Annotated in this window: 17 protein-coding genes and 1 pseudogene; 12 read left to right on the top strand and 6 right to left on the bottom strand. The window is 69.6% G+C overall.

Going from position 1 to position 18973, the window contains the following annotated elements:
• A pseudogene (locus tag AX692_RS12615) lies at window positions 1-790 on the bottom strand (glutamine-synthetase adenylyltransferase); the annotation flags it as partial.
• Window positions 791-891: 101 nt separating this feature from the next.
• Between AX692_RS12615 and AX692_RS12610 the strand changes: the two are divergent.
• The 4 genes from AX692_RS12610 to AX692_RS12600 all read left to right on the top strand — a co-directional run bounded on the left by AX692_RS12610 (window position 892) and on the right by AX692_RS12600 (window position 4612).
• A complete protein-coding gene (locus tag AX692_RS12610) occupies window positions 892-2595 on the top strand; it encodes a M28 family metallopeptidase (RefSeq protein ID WP_155644888.1) in 1704 nt (567 codons plus the stop codon).
• 5 nt (window positions 2596-2600) lie between these two features.
• Window positions 2601-3578 carry an agmatine deiminase family protein gene (locus AX692_RS12605; RefSeq protein WP_155644887.1) on the top strand — a complete coding sequence of 326 codons (978 nt, stop codon included), beginning with the start codon at window positions 2601-2603 and terminating at the stop codon, window positions 3576-3578.
• Window positions 3579-3627: 49 nt separating this feature from the next.
• Entirely contained in the window at window positions 3628-3756 is a 129-nt protein-coding gene (locus AX692_RS20690) for a hypothetical protein (RefSeq protein ID WP_269135555.1), read from the top strand.
• Window positions 3757-3835: 79 nt separating this feature from the next.
• Window positions 3836-4612 carry a DUF1223 domain-containing protein gene (locus AX692_RS12600; RefSeq protein WP_073973940.1) on the top strand — a complete coding sequence of 259 codons (777 nt, stop codon included), beginning with the start codon at window positions 3836-3838 and terminating at the stop codon, window positions 4610-4612.
• Here AX692_RS12600 and AX692_RS12595 read toward each other — a convergent pair.
• From AX692_RS12595 to thrS, 3 genes are all read right to left on the bottom strand, one after another.
• Complete coding sequence (locus AX692_RS12595) at window positions 4609-5352, bottom strand: TSUP family transporter (RefSeq protein WP_073973941.1); 744 nt, start codon at window positions 5350-5352, stop codon at window positions 4609-4611. The two genes, AX692_RS12600 and AX692_RS12595, sit on opposite strands and share 4 nt — an antisense overlap.
• Before the next feature lie 67 nt (window positions 5353-5419).
• The gene (locus AX692_RS12590) at window positions 5420-6166 is read right to left on the bottom strand and encodes a glutathione S-transferase family protein (RefSeq protein WP_073973942.1); all 747 of its coding nucleotides are present in this window, start codon (window positions 6164-6166) and stop codon (window positions 5420-5422) included.
• A 3-nt stretch (window positions 6167-6169) separates the two neighbouring features.
• Window positions 6170-8170: a threonine--tRNA ligase gene (gene thrS / locus AX692_RS12585; RefSeq protein ID WP_073973943.1), complete on the bottom strand. Its 2001-nt coding sequence runs from the start codon at window positions 8168-8170 to the stop codon at window positions 6170-6172.
• 322 nt (window positions 8171-8492) lie between these two features.
• On the opposite strand from thrS, the gene AX692_RS19705 reads away from it, so the two are divergent.
• The 4 genes from AX692_RS19705 to AX692_RS12570 are packed head-to-tail and all read left to right on the top strand — an operon-like array spanning window position 8493 to window position 10182.
• Window positions 8493-8657 carry a hypothetical protein gene (locus tag AX692_RS19705; protein WP_155644886.1) on the top strand — a complete coding sequence of 55 codons (165 nt, stop codon included), beginning with the start codon at window positions 8493-8495 and terminating at the stop codon, window positions 8655-8657.
• A gap of 3 nt (window positions 8658-8660) precedes the next feature.
• Window positions 8661-9101, top strand: a complete 441-nt coding sequence (locus AX692_RS12580; protein WP_155644885.1) for a hypothetical protein — start codon at window positions 8661-8663, stop codon at window positions 9099-9101.
• Entirely contained in the window at window positions 9098-9301 is a 204-nt protein-coding gene (locus AX692_RS12575; protein WP_073973945.1) for a helix-turn-helix transcriptional regulator, read from the top strand. Before AX692_RS12580 ends, AX692_RS12575 begins: the two co-directional genes overlap by 4 nt.
• Complete coding sequence (locus AX692_RS12570; RefSeq protein WP_073973946.1) at window positions 9298-10182, top strand: alpha/beta fold hydrolase; 885 nt, start codon at window positions 9298-9300, stop codon at window positions 10180-10182. The genes AX692_RS12575 and AX692_RS12570 overlap by 4 nt, the downstream gene beginning before the upstream one ends.
• Here AX692_RS12570 and AX692_RS12565 read toward each other — a convergent pair.
• Complete coding sequence (locus AX692_RS12565) at window positions 10179-10871, bottom strand: hypothetical protein (RefSeq protein ID WP_073973947.1); 693 nt, start codon at window positions 10869-10871, stop codon at window positions 10179-10181. The two genes, AX692_RS12570 and AX692_RS12565, sit on opposite strands and share 4 nt — an antisense overlap.
• 72 nt (window positions 10872-10943) lie before the next feature.
• Complete coding sequence (locus tag AX692_RS12560; RefSeq protein ID WP_073973948.1) at window positions 10944-12602, bottom strand: alkaline phosphatase D family protein; 1659 nt, start codon at window positions 12600-12602, stop codon at window positions 10944-10946.
• A 69-nt stretch (window positions 12603-12671) separates the two neighbouring features.
• On the opposite strand from AX692_RS12560, the gene AX692_RS12555 reads away from it, so the two are divergent.
• From AX692_RS12555 to AX692_RS12540, 4 genes are all read left to right on the top strand, one after another.
• Window positions 12672-13406: an alpha/beta hydrolase family protein gene (locus AX692_RS12555; protein ID WP_073973953.1), complete on the top strand. Its 735-nt coding sequence runs from the start codon at window positions 12672-12674 to the stop codon at window positions 13404-13406.
• A gap of 9 nt (window positions 13407-13415) precedes the next feature.
• Window positions 13416-14312, top strand: coding sequence for a tetratricopeptide repeat protein (locus AX692_RS12550; protein ID WP_073973949.1), 897 nt, complete (start codon window positions 13416-13418; stop codon window positions 14310-14312).
• Window positions 14309-15304: an LLM class flavin-dependent oxidoreductase gene (locus tag AX692_RS12545; RefSeq protein WP_073973950.1), complete on the top strand. Its 996-nt coding sequence runs from the start codon at window positions 14309-14311 to the stop codon at window positions 15302-15304. The genes AX692_RS12550 and AX692_RS12545 overlap by 4 nt, the downstream gene beginning before the upstream one ends.
• Before the next feature lie 131 nt (window positions 15305-15435).
• Window positions 15436-18973, top strand: a 3538-nt coding sequence (locus AX692_RS12540; RefSeq protein ID WP_073977710.1) for an NAD-glutamate dehydrogenase domain-containing protein, incomplete at its 3' end; no start/stop codon positions are given.

The raw sequence follows: 18973 nt of genomic DNA, 5'->3' as shown, positions 1-18973 counted from the left end.
TGCGCAGGGTGAGCGCGCGGATCTCCTCGATCGCGCCGAAATCGAGCTGGCTGCGCCACACGAAGGAGAGGATCGCCGCGAGGAAATCCTCGCCCGCCGCCACGTCGCCCGCCGCCGCGCGCGCGCGGGTGAAGGCGGCGCGCTCCCACGCCAGCGCCTGCCCCTGGTAGTGGGTGAGCGCCGAACCCACCGGCACGGCCAGCGGGCTGACCTCGCTCGCCGGGCGCAGCCGCAGGTCGACCCTGAGCGCATAGCCGTCCGCCGTGTTGGCCGACAGCAGCGCCACCACGCGGCGCGCGTAACGCTGCGCCGCCTCGCCCGGATCGTCGGACGCCCGCCGCGGCAGGCGCTCGCGGTCGAACAGCAGGATCGGGTCGATGTCGGAGGAATAGTTGAGCTCGCCCGCCCCCTGCTTGCCGAGCGCGAGGGCGATGAAGCCGTCGGCGGCGTCGATGTCGCAGCGCTCGGCGATGGCGGTGCGGATCGCGCGGTCGAGCGCGCGGTCGGCGAAGGCGGTGAGTTCGCCCACCACCTGCGTCAGCGAGAAGGCGCCTGCGAGGTCGCCCACCGCCAGCGCGGCGGCGAGCGCGAGACGTTCGCGGCGCAGCGCCACCTCGGTATCGGGATGCGCGCCTTGCGCCTTTGCCCAGACCAGTGCGCCCGCGCCATCTCCGCGCTCGAGCAGCGCGGTCAGCTCCGGCTGGCGGTCGAGCGCCCGCGCCAGGAACGGCGCGTGGGCGCGGGCGCGCTGCAGCGCGCCTGCCCAATCGGGGGTGATGTTCTCTCCCATCGCGCGCCTCTCTGGCCCTGCTGCGACCAGCCTGCAAGGGGTGTGCTTGCGCAGCCTTCACGCCTCTGCGAAGGGGGACGCGCATTTCGGGAGAGCTTGTCATGACCATCCGCCACCCAGCCCTCGCCGCGCTTGCCTTGGCAGCGCTCGCGCTATCGGCCTGCGAGGGAATGCCTGCCCCCGGCGGTGCCATCTCCGCGCTCGACCTTCCCGAGGTCGCGCCCGGTCAGATCGCCGAAGGCACGATGAAGGACGTCACCCGCACCCTGTCGAGCGACGCCTTCGAGGGCCGCGCGCCGGGCTCGGCGGGCGAGGAGAAGACCATCGCCTTCCTCACCGAGCGCTTCAAGGCGGCCGGATTGCAGCCCGGCAACAAGGGCTCGTGGGTGCAGGAGGTGCCGCTGGTCGAGATCACCGGCAAGGATTTCGCCCCGCTTGCCATCACCGGCAAGGGTGCGCCGCTGAGCTTCCAGTACGGCAAGGACTGGGTCGGCGCGACCTATCGCGAGGAGACCGAAACGAAGATCGACGCTAGCGAGCTTGTCTTCGTCGGCTACGGCATCAACGCGCCTGAAAAAGGCTGGAACGACTACGCGGGCCTCGATGTGAAGGGCAAGACGGTGGTGATCCTCGTCAACGACCCGGACTGGCAGACCGCGGGCCTCGAAGGGCCGTTCAATGGCAAGGCGATGACCTATTACGGTCGCTGGACCTACAAGTATGAAGAGGCCGCGCGGCAGGGTGCGGCGGCTGCGCTGATCGTCCACCAGACCGCGCCTGCCGCCTATGGCTGGAACGTGGTGCAGTCCTCGTGGAGCGGCCCGCAGGCCTATGCCCAGCGCGGAGCGGATGCCGAGCCGCTCACGCAGATGAACGGCTGGGTCACCGAGGCTGCCGCGCGCGCCATGCTCAAGGCCGCAGGGCAGGATCTCGATGCGCTGACCAGGGCGGCGCAGGCCAAGGGGTTCAAGCCCGTGCCGCTCGGGATGAAGCTCTCGACCAGTTTCAGGAACGATGTGCGCAGCTTCCTGTCGCACAATGTGATCGGCATTCTTCCGGGCACCGAGGCGCCTGAGGAATATGTCCTCCACACCGCGCATTGGGATCACCTCGGGCGCTGCACCCCCGCGCCCGACGGGGACGACATCTGCAACGGCGCGGTCGATAATGCCACCGGCACCGCGGCGCTGGTCGCGCTGGCCGAGGCGCATGCCAAGGCGGGCGCGCCGCGCCGCAGCCTCGTGTTCCTGGCGGTGACGGCGGAGGAGTCGGGGCTGCTCGGGGCGACCTATTACGCGCAGAACCCGGTCTTCCCGCTCGCGCAGACGGTGGGCGGCGTCAACATGGACGCCTTCCAGATCGCCGGCCCCGCCAAGGATGTGACCGTGGTCGGCCTCGGCAAGTCGCAGCTCGACACCTTCCTCGCGACCGCGCTGAAGGCCGATGGCCGCATCGCCACGCCCGACGCCAAGCCCGAGGCGGGCTACTACTACCGCTCCGACCACTTCGCCTTCGCCAAGCGCGGCGTGCCGATGATCTACATGGAGGGCGGCGAGGATCTGGTGAAGGGCGGGCGCGAGGCCGGGGCCAAGGTCGCCGCCGATTACACCGAGAACCGCTATCACGGCCCCAAGGACGAGTTCAACGAGAGCTGGGACTGGTCGGGCGTGATGGCCGACCTGCAACTCTACTACCGCGTCGGCCGGATGATGGCGGCGAGCACCAGCTGGCCGAACTGGAACGACGGCGACGAATTCCGCGCGATCCGGGACGAGGCCTGCAAGGCTTCCGAGAAGGGCTGCTGACGGCGATGACCGCGCTGATGCCCCCCGAATGGGCCCCGCAGGACTGGCTGTGGATCGGCTTCCCGCATCTCGCCGAGGAGTGGCCCGGCTGGCTCGAACCCGCGCAGGAGCAGATGGCGGACTTCGCTTCTGCGGTGGCGGAGAGCGGTCAGCAGGTGCGGCTTTTGGTCCGCGACGCAGCCAACGAGGCCCGCGCCCGCGCGTTGGTCAGCGGTAAAGTGACCCTCGAACGCCGTGTCTATGGCGACGTGTGGCTGCGCGACACCGGACCGCTGGTGGTGCGCGAGGCGGACGGCTCTCGCACCGCGCGGCGGTTCGGCTTCAACGGCTGGGGCGGCAAATACCTGATGCCGGGCGACATGGAGATCGGCGCGGAGCTGGCGCGCGATGCCGGGTTGGCGGTCACCGCCTCGGCGATGATCCTCGAGGGCGGGGCGGTCGATGGCGACGGCACCGGGCTGGTCGCGACCACCGAGCAATGCCTCCTGAACCCCAACCGCAACCCGCATCTCGGCCGCGCCGCAATCGAGGCCGAGCTTGCCGCCCATCTCGGCTTCACCCGCGTGCTGTGGCTCGGTGAGGGTCTCGTCAACGACCACACCGACGGGCATGTCGACAATCTCGCGCGCTTCGTCGCCCCGAACCGCCTTGTCGTCTCCGAGGCGACCGGCAAGGACGATCCCAACGCCGCGATCTACGCCGACGCGGCGGCGCGGGCGGCGGCTTTCGGAGTGGACGTGGTGCGAATCCCCTCTCCCGGGCTGATCGAGCGCGACGGGCGGATCGAACCGGCGAGCTACGTCAATTTCGCGATCACCTCGCACCTCGTGGTGGTGCCGACCTTCGGCTCGCCCCACGACGCCGAGGGCGTCGCCGCGATCGCCGCGCTGTTTCCCGACCGCGACACGATCGGGCTTCCGGGAGACGCGGTGCTCGCCGGCGGCGGCGGGTTCCACTGCGCCAGCCAGCAGATGCCGGCCTGAGAGGCGCGAGTTAACGCTTCGTTAGGGATTTGCGGCGAGAGTGCGGGAGATGACCCGCGCTCTCGCCCTGCCGCTTGCCGTTGCCGGCCGCCTCGAGGCGGTCGAGTTCGCGCGGCAGCTGATCGTGATCGGCTGCGCGCTGTCGCTGATCCTGGCAGGGCGCGCGCTGCCCTTTTGACGCGGCCTGAACCGGGCGCGTAACCGGAAGCCGGTAAAACGCGAAAGCATCCCTGACACATTTGTGCGAGGATGAACCCATGACCTTCAACCGTCCCCTTTTCGCCACGCTCGGCGTGCTTGCCGTGCTCGGAGCTGCCAGCTTCGGCCTGTCGCAAGGCGCACCTTCGGCCGCGCCCAAGTCGGGCCCCGGCCCTGCCGTCGCCGTTGCGGGCGAGCCGGTGCTGCTCGAGCTGTTCACCAGCCAGGGCTGTTCCTCCTGCCCGCCCGCCGATGCGCTGGCCGAGAAGCTCGCCGCCAACCCCGATCTGGTCGTGATCGCCCGGCCTGTCACCTATTGGGACCGGCTCGGGTGGAAGGACACGCTGGCGCAGGAGAGCAACACCGCGCTCCAGCAGGATTACGCGCGCCGCGGCCTTGCGGGCCGCAACGGGGTCTACACCCCGCAGCTGGTGGTGAATGGCAGCTACGGCTTCGTCGGCTCGCACGGCTCCGAAGTCGCCCCGAGCGTCAAGCAGTATGGCGCCAAGAGCGACGCCGCGATCCGGGTCGCGCCGGCCGCTGGCGGCGGTTATGCGGTGAGCCTTTCGGGCACCGGCGCGGGCAAGGCCGAGCTGGTGCTGGTCGGCGTCACCAGCAAGGTCGCGGTCAGCATCGGCAGCGGTGAGAATGGCGGGCGCAAGGTCACCTACTCCAACGTGCTGCGCTCCGAGCGCAAGGTCGGCGACTGGGCCGGCGGCAAGGCAAGCGTGACGCTGACGGCGAGCCAGCTCAAGGTGCCGGGCGCGGACCGCTATGCACTGGTGTTGCGCAAGCCGGGCGGCGGCCAGGTGTTCGCGGCCAAGTGGGTGGCCTAGAATAGCCGGGCTAGGGCGGCCACCGCCGCTCCGCCCAGCACCACACCGACGCTCGCGCGCCACACGGAATCGCCGATCGTCCCCGACACCCGCGCGCCCAGCCGGTTGCCGAGGATGATCACCGGCAGGATCAGCAGCGCGAACAGCAGCAGCTCCAGCCGCAGGATGCCGAGCCATGTCGCGCTCGCCAGCCCGGTGGTTGCCGCGATGGTGAAGATCAGCTGCATCGAGGCCTTGGCGACCGGGCGCGGCAGGTCACGTCCGGCGTAGTAGGGCACCACCGGCGGCCCGGGCATGCCTGCGTAGCCCGTCATCAGCCCGCTCAGCACGCCCACCATGCCGGTCACGCCGCGCCCTGGCGCTACGTCCCCGCGTCGGGGCATAAGGATCGCGACAAACGCGCTGAGCGCGATCAGGGCGATCACCAGCCGGGCGACATCCTTGCCGGTCAGCGACAGGGCGTAGAGGCCGAACGGCGTCGTCACCACCACCAGCGCGCCGATCACCCAGGCGCTCCGCTCGGCATCGCGCACGAGGGAGCGGATCTCGGTCGCGCCGATCATCAGCGCGAGGGCATTGGTCAGCACCACCGCCTCGACCGGGGGCAGGGCGAGCGCCAGCACCGGCACCAGCAGGATCGCCATGCCGAACCCCGTCAGCCCGCGCACGAAGGCAGACCCCAATGCCGCAGCAAAGGCGACGGCGATCTGCGCCGCGGTGAAGCCCCCGAAGACTTCCACTATTGCCCGGCGCTCAGGTTGAGCAGCGGCGAGAGCGTGATAATCGTCGGCATGGCGGGGTGCCGTGTCAGCCGAGCGGCATCACGCCGCGGCGCGGGGCGTCGGCGGCGAAGCTCGTCTCCGAAAGCGGCGCGCCCGCCTCGGCCAGTGCGGCGCGCTGCTGCGCGGGCGGGGTCTGCATCACGAGGTTCTCGAACTGCGCGAGCTTGACGAAGGCGGGCAGGGCGTGGACCCGCGCGATCCATGCGGCGAGCGCGGGGAAGCGTTCGGGCGCGATGGTCTGGCGCGCGAAGCCGAGGTTGCGGAACATTGCCGCGATGGCGACGTCGGCAAGGCCGGGGTCCGCACCGAACAGGAATCCGTCGCCCGGAGACTGCTCTTCGAGATAGGTGCAGATCTCGGGCAGTTCCTCGCCCAGTGCCTTCTCGACCACCGCCATGTCGGGCCTCTCGCCCCACACAGCGCGGCGGATCACGAACTGGTTGAAGATGCGCCAGATGAACACGTCGCCCATCCGGCTGTCGGCATATTCCTCCAGCCAGCGCGCCCGCGCGCGCTCGGCCGGGCTTGCGGGGAGCAGCGCGGGGGCGGGATAGCGCTCCTCGAGATATTCGCAGATCACCGAGGAATCGCACAGCGTCACCGCATCGTCGATCAGCACCGGGATCCTCCGCAGCGGGCTGACCTTCGCGAAGTCATCGTTGCCGAAGAAGGGCGTGATCGGGTCGATGGTGTAGGCCACGCCCTTCATCTCGAGCGCGACCAGCACCTTGCGCACATAGGGCGAGAGGTAGTTGCCGACGACGCGGGTCATCGCTCAACCCGAGGCGAGATCGGGCGGCGTGCCTTCGGCCTTGAGCATCGCGATCGCCTCGGCGAGCGGCATGACCTTCTGGTGCTCTGCGCCCAGCGTGCGGACCGCGACGGTGCCTTCCTCGGCCTCGCGCTTGCCGACCACCAGCAGGTGCGGGACTTTCGCGAGGCTGTGTTCGCGCACCTTGTAGTTGATCTTCTCGTTGCGGGTGTCGGTCTCCACGCGGATGCCTGCCGCACGCAGCTGCGCCGCCACATCCCCGGCATAGGGGTCGGCGTCCGACACGATGGTCGCGACCACCGCCTGCACCGGGGCGAGCCACGCAGGGAGCTTGCCGGCGAAGTGTTCGATCAGGATGCCGATGAAGCGCTCGTAGCTCCCGAAGATCGCGCGGTGGAGCATCACCGGGCGGTGCTTCTCGCCGTCCTCGCCGATGTAGTGCGCATCGAGCCGCTCGGGCAGCACGCGGTCCGACTGGATCGTGCCGACCTGCCAGGTGCGCCCGATCGCGTCGGTCAGGTGCCATTCGAGCTTGGGGGCATAGAAGGCGCCTTCGCCCGGCAGTTCCTCCCATTCGAGGCCGTTGGCGGTCAACGCGTCGCGCAATTCCTGCTCGGCCTTGTCCCAGTCCGCCTCGGAGCCGAAGCGCTTCTCGGGGCGCAGGGCGAGCTTGATGTCATAGGTGAAGCCGAAGTCGCGGTAGACCGAATCGGCGAGCGCGAGGAAGGCCTGCACCTCGCTCACCACCTGGCCCTCGGTGCAGAAGATGTGCGCGTCGTCCTGCGTGAACTGGCGCACGCGCATCAACCCGTGGAGCGCGCCGTGGGGTTCGTTGCGGTGGCAGCAGCCCATCTCGCCCAGCCGGATCGGCAGATCGCGGTAGGAGGTGATCCCCTGCTTGAACACCATCACATGCGCTGGGCAGTTCATCGGCTTGATCGCCATCCACGCCGCGTCATCGGCGACCTTGGGCGAGGCGACCCCGCTCTCCTCGTCCACATCGGGGACGATGTCGGGCACGGCGAACATGTTCTGCGCGTACTTGCCCCAGTGGCCCGACTGGGTCCACTGGCGCACGTCCATCAGCTGCGGGGTCTTGATCTCGCGATAACCCGCGCCGTCCATCTTGCGGCGCATATAGGCCTCGAGCTCGCGCCAGATGCGATAACCCTTGGGGTGCCAGAACACCGAGCCGTGGGCCTCCTCCTGCAGGTGGAACAGGTCCATCTCGCGCCCGAGCTTGCGGTGGTCGCGCTTGGCGGCTTCCTCCAGCCGGGTGAGGTGCGCCTGGAGCTGCTTCTTGTTGAGCCAGCCTGTGCCGTAGATGCGCGTCAGCTGCGCATTGTTCTGGTCGCCGCGCCAATAGGCTCCGGCGACGCGCATGAGCTTGAAGGCGTCGGGATCGAGCTTGCCGGTGCTCGGCAGGTGGGGCCCGCGGCACATGTCGAGCCAGTCGCTGCCGCTCCAATAGACCGTCAGTTCCTCGCCCTCGGGCAGTTCCTTGGCCCATTCGGCCTTGAAGGTCTCACCCTCGCCCGCCCACTTGGCGATGAGCGCCTCGCGGCTCCAGACCTCGCGGCGCAGCGGCTTGTCGGCGCGGATGATGCGGCGCATTTCCTCCTCGATTGCCGGGAGATCGTCCATGCCGAAGGGCTCGCGCGTGTCGGGGGCCTTCACGTCGTAGTAGAAGCCGTCGTCGGTCGCCGGGCCGAAGGTAATCTGGGTGCCGGGAAAGAGCGCCTGCACCGCCTCGGCGAGAACGTGGGCATAGTCGTGGCGGGCGAGTTCCAGCGCATCGGCTTCGTCGCGCGCGGTGACGAGCGCGAGCTCGGCGTCGCCCTCGAAGGGCCGGGCGAGGTCGCGCAGTTCGCCGTTGACGCGCGCCGCGAGCGCCGCCTTGGCGAGCCCCGGGCCGATCGCGGCGGCGATGTCCGCCGGGGTCGAGCCAGGCGGCACTTCGCGCACCGAGCCGTCGGGCAGGCTGATCTTGAGCAGTTCGGTCATCGTCGCAATTCCGTCTCGTTTGGGCGCGCCTTAGGGCAAAGGGGAACGCACCGGAAGAGCGGTGTTTCGCGAGAACCGGATCGGGGAGAACACCGCGCCGCCCCGAACCGGGCGGCGGGCTGCCGGGCCTAACCCGCGCGCCGCCGCCCCCGGATGGTCGTCCGGGTGGTGGTGGTCGCGGTGGTGGCGAGCAGCTTGGCCATGGGGAGGGATATAGGCGGTCAGGGATCAAAAGTCACCTGCCAGAAGATGGAAAGCTCCCTTGACACGTTCCGCACTCCAGATGTAAAGCCACCTTGTCATTGTGCAAAAGGAGCTTTCCATGACCCGCATCCAGGAGGCGCTCTGCCTCGCCGCTGTTCTGATCGCTGTCGCCGTGCTTGCGGTGGTTGGCGTCATTCCCGAAAAGGTCGCGCAATATGCTCCACTGGCGGTGGTGCCGTGGATCATCCGCCGCGATCCGGCCTGCACGGCGCGCAAGGCCTGAGCCATGCCGACCACACCCTCACCGGCGATGCGGCGCTATCTCGTCCGCCTCACCACCTGCATGACGATCTATGTCATGCTGATCTTCGCGGTCGGCTGGCTGTTCCGCCATGCCCCGCCTTCGGGCGTGCTCGCTTATGCTGTCGCGGTGCTCCCCGCGCTGCCGATCCTCGCCACCTTCTGGACGATCTTCCGCCTGCTCGAGGAGGAGACCGACGATTATATCCGCCACATGCTGGTGCGCCAGTCGCTGTTCGCCACCGCCTTCTGCCTCAGCATCATGACGGTGTGGGAATTCCTCCAGAACTACGATGTCGTGCCGCCGGGCAATGGCGGGTTCGGGGCGGCGTTCTTCTGGTTCGTCGGGCTCGGCATCGGCGGCATTGCGAACGGCCTCGCCATGCGCCGGGACTGCGCCGAGGACGATATGGAGGAGGCCGAATGAACAACCGCCTCAAGGTGCTGCGCGCCGAGCGCGACTGGTCGCAGCAGGACCTCGCCGACCGGCTCGGCGTCTCGCGCCAGAGCGTCAATGCGATCGAGAAGGGCCGCTACGACCCCTCGCTCCCGCTTGCCTTCACCATTGCCGACGTGTTCGGCCTGCCGATCGAAGCCATTTTCCTGAGAGAGGAACCTCCCCGATGAAACGCCCCCTGATCGCCGCGCTCGCCGCCCTGCTGCTCCCTGCTGCCGTCCACGCCGAAGAGCCCTGCCCGCGCTTCGAGGTCACCGGGACCGGCCCCGACCTGGTGCTCGTGCCCGGCCTCGGCTCGCATCCCGAGACCTGGAGCATCGTCAAGGAGAGCCTCGCGAAGGATTACCGCCTGCACCTCGTCCATGTCGCAGGCTTCGCCGGGCGGCCCCCGCAGGGCGATCCGGCGCGGGTGCTCCAGAACACCGAGGCCGAGATCATCCGCCACCTCGATTGCCAGAAAATCGAGCGCGCCGCCTATGCGGGCCATTCGCTGGGCGGCTTCCTCGGGCTGATGCTGGGCGCCGACCACCCCGACCGGATCACCCGCGTCGTCGTGGTCGATTCGCTGCCCTTCTTCCCGCTGATCTTCAACCCGGGTGCGACGGTCGCGAGCAGCCGCCGCATCGCCGAGGACACGCGCTTCGGCCTGCTCGCGCAGGACCGCGACAGCTTTGCCGAGGGCCAGCGTCGCGGCGTGCTCTCGCTGGTGAAGACACCGGCGTGGCAGGGGCGCGTGGCCGACTGGAGCATCGCCAGCGACCGCGCGAGCTTTGCCGCGGCGATCCATGCGCTGATGACCACCGACATGCGCCCGCGCCTCAATGAGGTGAAGGTGCCGGTGCGGGTGATCGCCGCGGCCAACCCCTACGCGCCGCGCGCGCGGGTCGAGCCGCTGTTCCGCAGCGCCTATGCGGGCACGCCCGATTTCCAGCTGACGGTCATCGACGACAGCTACCACTTCGTCATGTTCGACCAGCCCGAGGCCTTCGAGGCGGCGCTGCGGGCGGGGCTGGCGGAAACCGCCGCGCCCGCGCCCGCGCCCGCGCCCTAGTTCTTGCCCCAGCCGCCGTCGGCGTGGGTGTCCTCGAAGTCGGTCGGGCGCTGGGGCTTGGCCGACATCGTGGGCCTGGCGGTCGAGGTCGGCTTGCCATAGGAGCCGGGCTCGCCATAATCGCGGGAAGCGGCGTACGCATCGGGATCGAAGCGCTCGGCCTCTTCCATCTCGCGCTCGATATTGTCGCGCAGCGACTTCTGCATCGCGGCGAGCTTGCCCGGATTGGCGGCGATCATCGCGGCCATCTTGGCCTGCATCCGCCGCTTGTCGAAGGCGCGGCCATCGAGGGTGGAATCGACCTTCTCCTCCATCGCGATGCGGGCGATGTCGTTGACCAGCGGGTCATCCTCGAGCCCGAGCATGCCGTCGCCCTCGGCGAACTTGAAGCTGACATTGACGCGCGTGCCGGTGTCGGCCGGGGCGAGGTTGGCGCGCACTTCCCCGGCGCGCTCGCCGTCGACCATCAGGTCCCAGCGCAGGAGGCTCGGGCCGCGGCTGCGCAGCGCAAGGCGGATCGAGGAATCGCCGCTCTCGCCGCTCAGCTCCGAGCTGAAATTCATCCCTGCCAGCCGCGATTCGACATCGACGGGGGCGATCTCGTAATATTCGCCCCGCTCGAACGCACCGCCCACATAGGCACCGGTGCCAAGAATAAGGGCGCTCCCGCCCAAGAAAGCTCCGCGCATTTGCAACCCTCCTGTTGAACAGGAGGCCGAAAATAGCGCGGAATTCTTAACACTTGGCTTGCACGTGCCGCCTCAGACGGTCAGCTTGGCCGAGCCCTTCTCCGTGGTGATCCGCCTCGTCCCCGCGAGCCGGGTGGAGCGCTGTTTGACGCTCCCGGTGAAGCGATATTCGGTGGTGGCGCGCGCAGGGGTCAGTTCGACCATCATGTAGCCGCGCTGCGAAGTGTCGGCCCATTTGAGCTGCTCGTTCTCCGCCACCAGCGCAGCGGCGAGCGTGTCGGGCTTGACGAAGGTGAGGTAGGTCTCGAACCCGGGCGAGCTGACCGAATTGCCGCCGAGCTCGACGCCTACGGGCGTGCCTTCATGCGCAAGGTCGAAGGCCCAGGCATTGTGGGTGTCGCCCGCGAGCACCACGAGATTGGCATTCGCCTCGAGCGCAGCCTTGAACACGCGGGCGCGGGCGGCGGGGTAGCCGTCCCACGCGTCCATGTTGGAGGGCAGCCCGGCCTGGCTCGCGGCGGCGGCAGCCTCGAGCCGGGTGCGCACGAAATCGGGCAGACCCGTGCCGACCTGCCGCATCAGATCCCGCGGCGTGCGCAGATTGCCCATCAGCACCTGCTGGAGCAGCACCTGCCAATGCGTGCCCGCGCGGGTCGAGGCTGCGAGCGCCTCGGCGAGCCACGCTTCCTGAGCTTCGCCGAGCAGCTGGCGATCCTGCGCGGCCCATGCGCCATCGCGGAACTTGCCCAGCGCAGCCATCAACGCCTCGGGCTCTTTCGCGCCCTCCATCACCGCCTCGAGCCGGAACTGCTGGTCGCGGCCCTCGAGCCGGGTGTCGATCCGGAACAGGGTGGCGAGGCTGCCCACCTGATAGGTCGAATAGGCGGTGTCGGCGACCGGCAGCCATTCGCGATAGGCCTGCTTGGCCGCCGCCTTGCGCGCCGCCCAGGTGCCTTCGGCGCCTTCCTGGTGGTTCTCGGCGCCGTTCTCCCACGAATCGTTTGCGCTCTCGTGGTCGTCCCACACCGTGATCATGGGGAGCACCTGGTGGAGGCGCTGCAAGTCGGGGTCGGCGCGGTAGGTGGCGTAGCGCAGGCGGTAATCGGTCAACGCGACGATTTCGGTGTCGGGCGCGAGCACGCGGCCCTCCGCGATCTGCCCGGCAGACGGGTAGGTACCCTTGGCATATTCGTAGATGTAATCGCCGAGGTGGACCGCGAGGTCGCAGTCATTGGCTTCCACCGCGTGGCCATAGGCGTTGAACCAGCCGAACCCGAAGTTCGAGCAGGAGAACACCGCCATCCGGAACTTCGCCGAGGGGCCCTCGGGCAGCGTGCGGGTGCGGCCGACCGGCGAGGCGGTGCCATCGGGCGCGAGGAAGCGGTAGAAATACCAGCGGTCGGGCGAAAGCCCGGTGGCGATGCCCTTGGCGCACCAGTCGCGCGCCGGCGAGGCTTTGACGCTGCCCTCGGCAACGGGCTTGGCGAAGCTCTCGGTCTCGCTCACCTGCCAGGTCAGCATGGCCTCAGCGTCCGCGACATAGCGGGTCCACAGCAGGACCGAGGTCGCCGCGGGCTCGCCGCTCGCGACGCAATGGGTGAAGCCGGTGCCGAAGCCGCTCGCCGCGGCCGGGCTCGCGGCGAGCGCGGCCGAGGCGCCCGCGAGGGTGAAAAGCTTACGCCGGGTAAGCGCGGTGGCAGCGGGCTGGGCCGCGGGTTCGGTCTTGAGCATGGCGGTGCGCTATCCCCCTCCGGTTGCGCTTGCGTGACAATCGGCGCCGCGCGGGGCATGGAGAGGCGCATGAGCGCGCTGCTTCACCACACCCTCTATGACGGACGCCGTGTCGCGTTCCGGTATACCCATGGGCGCGGCCCCTGTCTTGTCTTCCTCCCCGGCTACATGAGCGACATGAGCGGGAGCAAGGCGAGTGCGCTGTTCGCCGAGGCGCAGCAAAAGGGCCGCGCCTGCCTGCTGCTCGACTATTCGGGCTGCGGCGCGAGTGACGGGGACTTCGCGGAAGGCATGCTCTCCGCCTGGCGCGACGAGGTGCTGGCGCTGGTCGCCTCCTATGTCAGCGGGCCGGTGCTTCTGGTCGGTTCCTCGATGGGCGGGTGGCTGATGCTGCTGGTCGCCGAGCATCTGAAGCACCGCCTCGCCGGGCTGATCGGGATCGCGCCCGCCCCCGATTTCACCCGCTGGGGCTACACCGAGGAACAGCGCGCCGCGCTCGCGGCGGGGGAGACGATTCTTGAACCCAATCCCTACGGCCCCGAGCCGACGCCCACCCACGCGAAGTTCTTCGCCGATGCCGAGTGCCACCTGCGGCTCGACGGGCACATCGACCTTTCCTGCCCGGTGCGGCTCCTCCACGGCAAGGCCGATGCGGACGTCCCGTGGGAGATCTCGCTCCGCCTCAAGGCCGCGCTCGGGTCGGGCGAGGTTCAGGTGACGCTGGTAGAGGACGGCGACCACCGCCTGTCGCGCGAGAGCGACATCGCCCTTCTCAAGGCCATCGTGGCCGAATTCTACGGATAGAACCCCCAAGTGTCGCTATCGTCGATCCTTCTCGCCCTCGCCCTGCAAGTCGGCCCCAATCCCACCGGAGGTGCGATCCAGGGCGACGAGCTGGTGCGCGACCGCCCGCCGCGCGCCGAGGTGCAGACCGAGGCCGAGCCCGCCGAGCAGCCCGACCCGGTCAGCGCATGGCTCGCCGGGTGCCTCGGCACGCTCGAGGAAGATCCGGCGCGCGCCCACGCCATGGCGCAGATCCGCCGCAGCGAGACCACCGGAGCCGACCGGGTGCTCGCCAACCACTGCCTCGGCACGGCTTCGGCGGCGCTCGAATTGTGGGACGACGCGCGCACCGCCTTCACCGCCGCGCGCGAGGAGACGCCCGCGGGCGAGCCCCGCGCCCGCGCGCGCTTCGCGGCGCTCGCCGGGGCGGCGGCGCTCGGCGGCGGGGATGCCGAGGGCGCGCTCGGCCTGCTGACGCTGGCGGAGAGCGATGCGCGGGAGGCCAAGGCCCCGCTGCTCGAAGCCATCGCCGCGAGCGACCGGGCCCGCGCGCTGGTCACCCTTGGCCGGGGCGAGGAAGCGCTCGCCGCGCTAGAGAATTCCACCGCGCTCGCGCCCGACCGTGCCGAGGGGTGGCTGCTCAAGGCGACGCTGCTGCGACGGCTCGAACGCCTGCCCGAAGCCCAGACCGCGATCGAACGCGCCGCCACGCTCGCAGCCACAAATCCCGAAATCGCGCTCGAGGCCGGGGTGATCGCCGTGCTGGCGGGCCGCGACGATGCGGCGCGCAAGAGCTGGCAGTCGGTCATCGCGCTCGCCCCCGACAGTCGGGTGGCGGTCACCGCCAAGGACTACCTTGCGCAGATCGGGGATGCGGGCGAGACTGCGCCCGCGTCTGAAACCGCCCCGGAGGTGCCCCCGTCATGACCCGTTTCTCCGTGCTCGATCTGGTGCCGGTGCGCGAGGGCGGCACGCTGGCCGAGGCCTTCGCCGCCACCACCGATCTCGCCCGCGCCGCCGAGGCGCTCGGATGCGACCGCTTCTGGGTCGCCGAGCATCACGCGATGGACGGGATCGCGGGCGGGGCGACCGCGGTGGTGCTCGCCCATGTCGGCAATGCCACGAGCCGCATCCGCATCGGCTCGGGCGGGATCATGCTCCCCAACCACACCCCGTTCCAGATTGCCGAGCAGTTCGGCACATTGGACGCGCTGTTCCCCGGTCGGATTGACTTGGGGCTGGGCCGTGCGCCGGGGGCGGGGCCGGAATTGCAGCGCGCCCTGAGGAAGAACCTCCACCAGGCCGCCGAATATTTCCCGCAGGACGTGGTCGGGCTGCGCGCGCTGCTGACGGGCGACCACGATCTGCCGATCATCGCCACGCCCGGTATGGGGGCCAAGGTGGAACTGTGGATGCTCGGATCGAGCCTGTTCGGCGCGCAATTGGCTGCCAAGCTCGGCCTGCCCTATGCCTTCGCGGCGCATTTCGCGCCCGATCATCTCGATGCTGCGCTGACGCTCTATCGGCGCCAATTCCAGCCTTCGGAAGCGCTCGACAAGCCCCACGTGATGGTGGCGATGAACGTCTTTGCCGCCGACACCGAAGCCGGCGCGCGCCTGCTCGCCTCTTCGCAGCAACAGAGCTTCGTGCGGCTGCGCACCGGCAATCCCGGGAAGCTGCCGCCGCCGGTTGAAGCCTATACCGAGACGCTCCCCGCGACCGCGCAGGCGATGCTCGCCCATATCGGCCAGGCCGCCGCGGTCGGCACGCGTGCGCAGGTGCGCGCGCAGGTCGAGGCCTTCATCGCCCGAACCGGCGCCGACGAGATCATGCTGTGCGGCGCGACCTATGATCCCGACGCGCGCATCCGCAGCCTCGAACTGACGCTCGACGCCTGCCGCGCCGTGCTTGCCGGCTGACCGAAAGGGCGATTCTCGTGCTTGCGCCCCCGGCCCGAAAGCATGTATCGCGCAAGACACGATAACTACAATCCGGCACAATAATATTGCGCAGCACAGCGCAGCCGGAGCAGGATGGACAGGAGCCAAGCATGGGGTCGAAAGCCGCCGCCGCCGCGCCGTCAAAGGCGCTGATCAAGGCCTTGCGCGCAGGACTCGAAGCCTCGCTGCTGCCGGGCGATGCAGGCGCGGACAAGTCGATCCTCGAAGATGCCGCGAGCTGGCTGCTCGCCGTCGCCGCGACCCGCAAGGCGGGCGAGCCGATCGTCCAGCTCGAATCGACCAGCGGCGCGCGGCGGCACCTCAGGATCGCGATCGTCAACGACGACCAGCCCTTCCTCGTCGATTCGCTCGCCGCGACCATCGCCGCACAGGGCGTGGGGATCGACCGGCTGCTGCACCCGGTGGTGCCGGTCGAGCGCGATGCCGAGGGCGCGATCACCGGCCTCGGCAAGAGCGGCGCGCGCGAATCGCTGATCTATATCGAGACCCCGCGCGTCGACGCCCGCCAGCGGCGCGAACTGCTCGAAGCACTCCAGACCACGCTCGGCGATGTCCACGCCGCGGTCGCCGACTGGCCCGCGATGCAGGGCGCCATGGCCGCCGACGCGCAGGCTGTCGGTGCCATCGACGCCGAGGCGGGCGCGCTGCTCGATTGGCTCAAGGGCGGGATGCTCACCCAGCTGGGCCACATGACCCGGCGGCGTGACGGCACCAGCGAGGCGCGGCTCGGCATCTGCCGTGCCTCCTCGCCCGACCTGCTCGCCGACATTTCCTACGCCCGCGCCTTCGACTGGTTCGATGCACAGGACAAGGCCGGAACGCCCAAGGCGATGCTGGCGATCAAGAGCAACGTGCAATCCCGCGTCCACCGCGCCAGCCCGCTCGACCTGTTCATCGTGCCCGTGCGTGAGGGGGGCACCATCACCGCGCTCTCGATCCATGCCGGGCTGTGGACCAGCGCCGCGATGAACGAGCGCCCGGGCGAGGTGCCGGTGCTGCGCGCGATGGTGGAAGGCATCACCGCGCGCCTCGGCTTCGACCCTGCGGGCCACAACGGCAAGGCGCTGGTGCATGCCTTCACCTCGCTCCCCAACGACCTCCTCACCGCCTTCGAGCCCGACCGCGTCGCCGATCTCGTCACTGCCAAGATGGCGCTGATCGACCGCCCGCGCCCGCGCGTCATCATGGTCCGCGCGACGCTCGAACGCCACGTCTTCGCCTTCGTGTGGCTGCCGCGCGACCACATGTCGACCGACGTGCGGCTCCAGATCCAGGCGATGCTGCTCGCCGCCCCGGGCGCGGCGCTGCTCGACTGGAGCCTCGAGGTCGAAAGCTCGACCCTCGCCCTGCTGCGATTCCTGATCGACGTGCGCGCCTGCGCCACTCTGCCCGACGACGCCGCGATCGAGGCCCAGCTTGCCGACCTGCTGCGCGGCTGGAACGAGGCGGTCGCCACCCACCTCGCCGCGCACGAGGACGACGGCCGCGCCGCCGCGCTCGCCGCGCGCTATGCCCCGGCCTTCCCGACCGGCTACCGCCTCGCCTACGGCCCCGAGGAAGCCGCGCGCGACATCGCCAAGCTGCGCGGGCTGGCAGTGTCCGAGGGCGACGTACCCGTCGCCCGCCCGAGCGAGCGCGCGGTGCGGCTCTACCGCCTCGCCAATGACAGCGCGGATACCTTGCGGCTCAAGGTCTACCACACCCGCGGCGCGCTGGCGCTGTCGGATGTGGTGCCCGCCTTCGAGAATTTCGGCTTCCGGGTGCTGGCCGAGGTGCCGACCTATCTGACCGATGCGGGGCTCGGCTCGATCCACGAATTCCTGCTGACCCTGCCTGCCGGGCGCGAGGCGGGGGCACTGCTCGAACGCGCAGGCCTGATCGAGGCGGCGCTGGCGGACGTGCTCAACGGGGCGGCGGAGGACGATCCCTTCAACCGCCTCGTCCCCGCCGCAGGCCTGCTCCCGCGCGAGGCGAACTGGCTGCGCGCCGTCTATCGCTACCTGCGCCAGACGGGCCTTGCCTACACGATCTACACCGTGGTCGATGCGCTGGTCGCCGCGCCGCAGGTGACGGCGGCGATGATCGACCTGTTCGAGGCGCGCCACAACCCGGCCTTCGAGGGGAATCGCGAGGAGGCCGTTGCCGCCGCGCAAGGGGCCTTCACGCGCGGCCTCGCGAAAGTCACCGCGATCAACGACGACCGCCTGCTGCGGCTCTACCGCGCAGTGTTGGGCGCGGTGCTGCGCACCAATGCCTTCGCCCCCGCTTCCGCTGAGGCATTGGCGTTCAAGCTCGAGTCGGCGAAGGTGCCGGGCCTGCCCAAGCCGCTGCCGTGGCGCGAGATCTTCGTCTATTCGCGCCGGGTGGAGGGCATCCACCTGCGCTCGGGCGCGGTGGCGCGCGGGGGCCTCAGGTGGTCCGACCGGCGCGACGACTTCCGCACCGAGATCCTCGGGCTGATGAAAGCCCAGCGGGTCAAGAACGCGGTGATCGTGCCGACGGGCGCGAAGGGCGGGTTCTACCCCAAGCAGCTCCCCAGCCCCGCGATCGACCGCGAGGGCTGGGCGGCGGAGGGCCGCGCCGCCTATGAAATCTTCATCCGCACGCTGCTCTCGGTCACCGACAACATCGTCGGCGGGCGGGTCGTCCACCCGCAATGCGTCACCGCGCTCGACGGGGAGGACCCCTATTTCGTAGTCGCCGCCGACAAGGGCACCGCGACCTTCTCCGACATCGCCAACGGCATCGCCCAATCGCGCGACTTCTGGCTCGACGATGCCTTCGCCAGCGGCGGCTCGAACGGCTACGACCACAAGGCGATGGGCATCACCGCGCGCGGGGCGTGGGTGAGCGTGCAGCGCCACTTCCGCGAGATGGGAATCGACGTGCAGACGCAGCCGATCCGGGTCGCGGGCTGCGGCGACATGTCGGGCGACGTGTTCGGCAACGGGATGCTGCTGTCGAAGGCGCTGAAGCTGGTCGCCGCATTCGATCACCGCCACATCTTCATCGACCCCAACCCCGATCCGCTGACCAGCTGGAAGGAGCGCAGCCGCATGTTCGCCCTTCCGCGCTCGAGCTGGGACGATTACGACAAGAGCCTGATCTCCAAGGGCGGCGGGGTGTTCCCGCGTGCAGCCAAGACGATCAAGCTCTCCAAACAGGCGCGCGAGGTGCTGGGCCTCGACGTCAAGGAGATCGAGCCCGAGGCGCTGATTGCCGCGATCCTGCGCGCGCCTGTCGACCTCCTGTGGTTCGGCGGGATCGGCACCTATGTGAAGGCCCCGCAGGAAAGCCACATCCAGGTCGGCGACCCGGCCAATGATGCCCTGCGCGTCGACGCCACCGAAGTGCGCGCGCGGGTGATCGGCGAGGGCGCGAACCTTGGCGTCACGCAGGCGGCACGCATCGCCTTCTCGCTGGCGGGAGGCCGGATCAACACAGACTTCATCGACAATTCCGCCGGCGTCGACTGCTCCGACAACGAGGTCAACATCAAGATCGCGCTCGCCGCGGCGACGGCCTCGGGCAAGCTGACGCCCAAGAAGCGCAACACGCTGCTCGCCGCGATGACCGACGATGTCGCCGCGGCGAGCGCGATCTTGATGTTGACCTCGTTGTCGGAGC

This window comes from Erythrobacter donghaensis (genome assembly GCF_001557325.1).
In the GTDB taxonomy this organism is placed as follows: Bacteria; Pseudomonadota; Alphaproteobacteria; order Sphingomonadales; family Sphingomonadaceae; genus Erythrobacter; species Erythrobacter donghaensis_B.
Note: the sequence above shows the minus strand (reverse complement) of the source record. Positions and strands in the feature narration are given on the sequence as shown.

What these genes read in the sequence shown, in the direction of transcription:
- AX692_RS12610 (WP_155644888.1), top strand. Translation starts at nt 892, where the DNA reads ATGACCATCCGCCACCCAGCCCTCGCCGCGCTTGCCTTGGCAGCGCTC.
- AX692_RS12605 (WP_155644887.1), top strand. Translation starts at nt 2,601, where the DNA reads ATGACCGCGCTGATGCCCCCCGAATGGGCCCCGCAGGACTGGCTGTGG.
- AX692_RS20690 (WP_269135555.1), top strand. Translation starts at nt 3,628, where the DNA reads ATGACCCGCGCTCTCGCCCTGCCGCTTGCCGTTGCCGGCCGCCTCGAG.
- AX692_RS12600 (WP_073973940.1), top strand. Translation starts at nt 3,836, where the DNA reads ATGACCTTCAACCGTCCCCTTTTCGCCACGCTCGGCGTGCTTGCCGTG.
- AX692_RS12590 (WP_073973942.1), bottom strand. Translation starts at nt 6,166, where the DNA reads ATGACCCGCGTCGTCGGCAACTACCTCTCGCCCTATGTGCGCAAGGTG.
- thrS (WP_073973943.1), bottom strand. Translation starts at nt 8,170, where the DNA reads ATGACCGAACTGCTCAAGATCAGCCTGCCCGACGGCTCGGTGCGCGAA.
- AX692_RS19705 (WP_155644886.1), top strand. Translation starts at nt 8,493, where the DNA reads ATGACCCGCATCCAGGAGGCGCTCTGCCTCGCCGCTGTTCTGATCGCT.
- AX692_RS12580 (WP_155644885.1), top strand. Translation starts at nt 8,661, where the DNA reads ATGCCGACCACACCCTCACCGGCGATGCGGCGCTATCTCGTCCGCCTC.
- AX692_RS12575 (WP_073973945.1), top strand. Translation starts at nt 9,098, where the DNA reads ATGAACAACCGCCTCAAGGTGCTGCGCGCCGAGCGCGACTGGTCGCAG.
- AX692_RS12570 (WP_073973946.1), top strand. Translation starts at nt 9,298, where the DNA reads ATGAAACGCCCCCTGATCGCCGCGCTCGCCGCCCTGCTGCTCCCTGCT.
- AX692_RS12565 (WP_073973947.1), bottom strand. Translation starts at nt 10,871, where the DNA reads ATGCGCGGAGCTTTCTTGGGCGGGAGCGCCCTTATTCTTGGCACCGGT.
- AX692_RS12560 (WP_073973948.1), bottom strand. Translation starts at nt 12,602, where the DNA reads ATGCTCAAGACCGAACCCGCGGCCCAGCCCGCTGCCACCGCGCTTACC.
- AX692_RS12555 (WP_073973953.1), top strand. Translation starts at nt 12,672, where the DNA reads ATGAGCGCGCTGCTTCACCACACCCTCTATGACGGACGCCGTGTCGCG.
- AX692_RS12545 (WP_073973950.1), top strand. Translation starts at nt 14,309, where the DNA reads ATGACCCGTTTCTCCGTGCTCGATCTGGTGCCGGTGCGCGAGGGCGGC.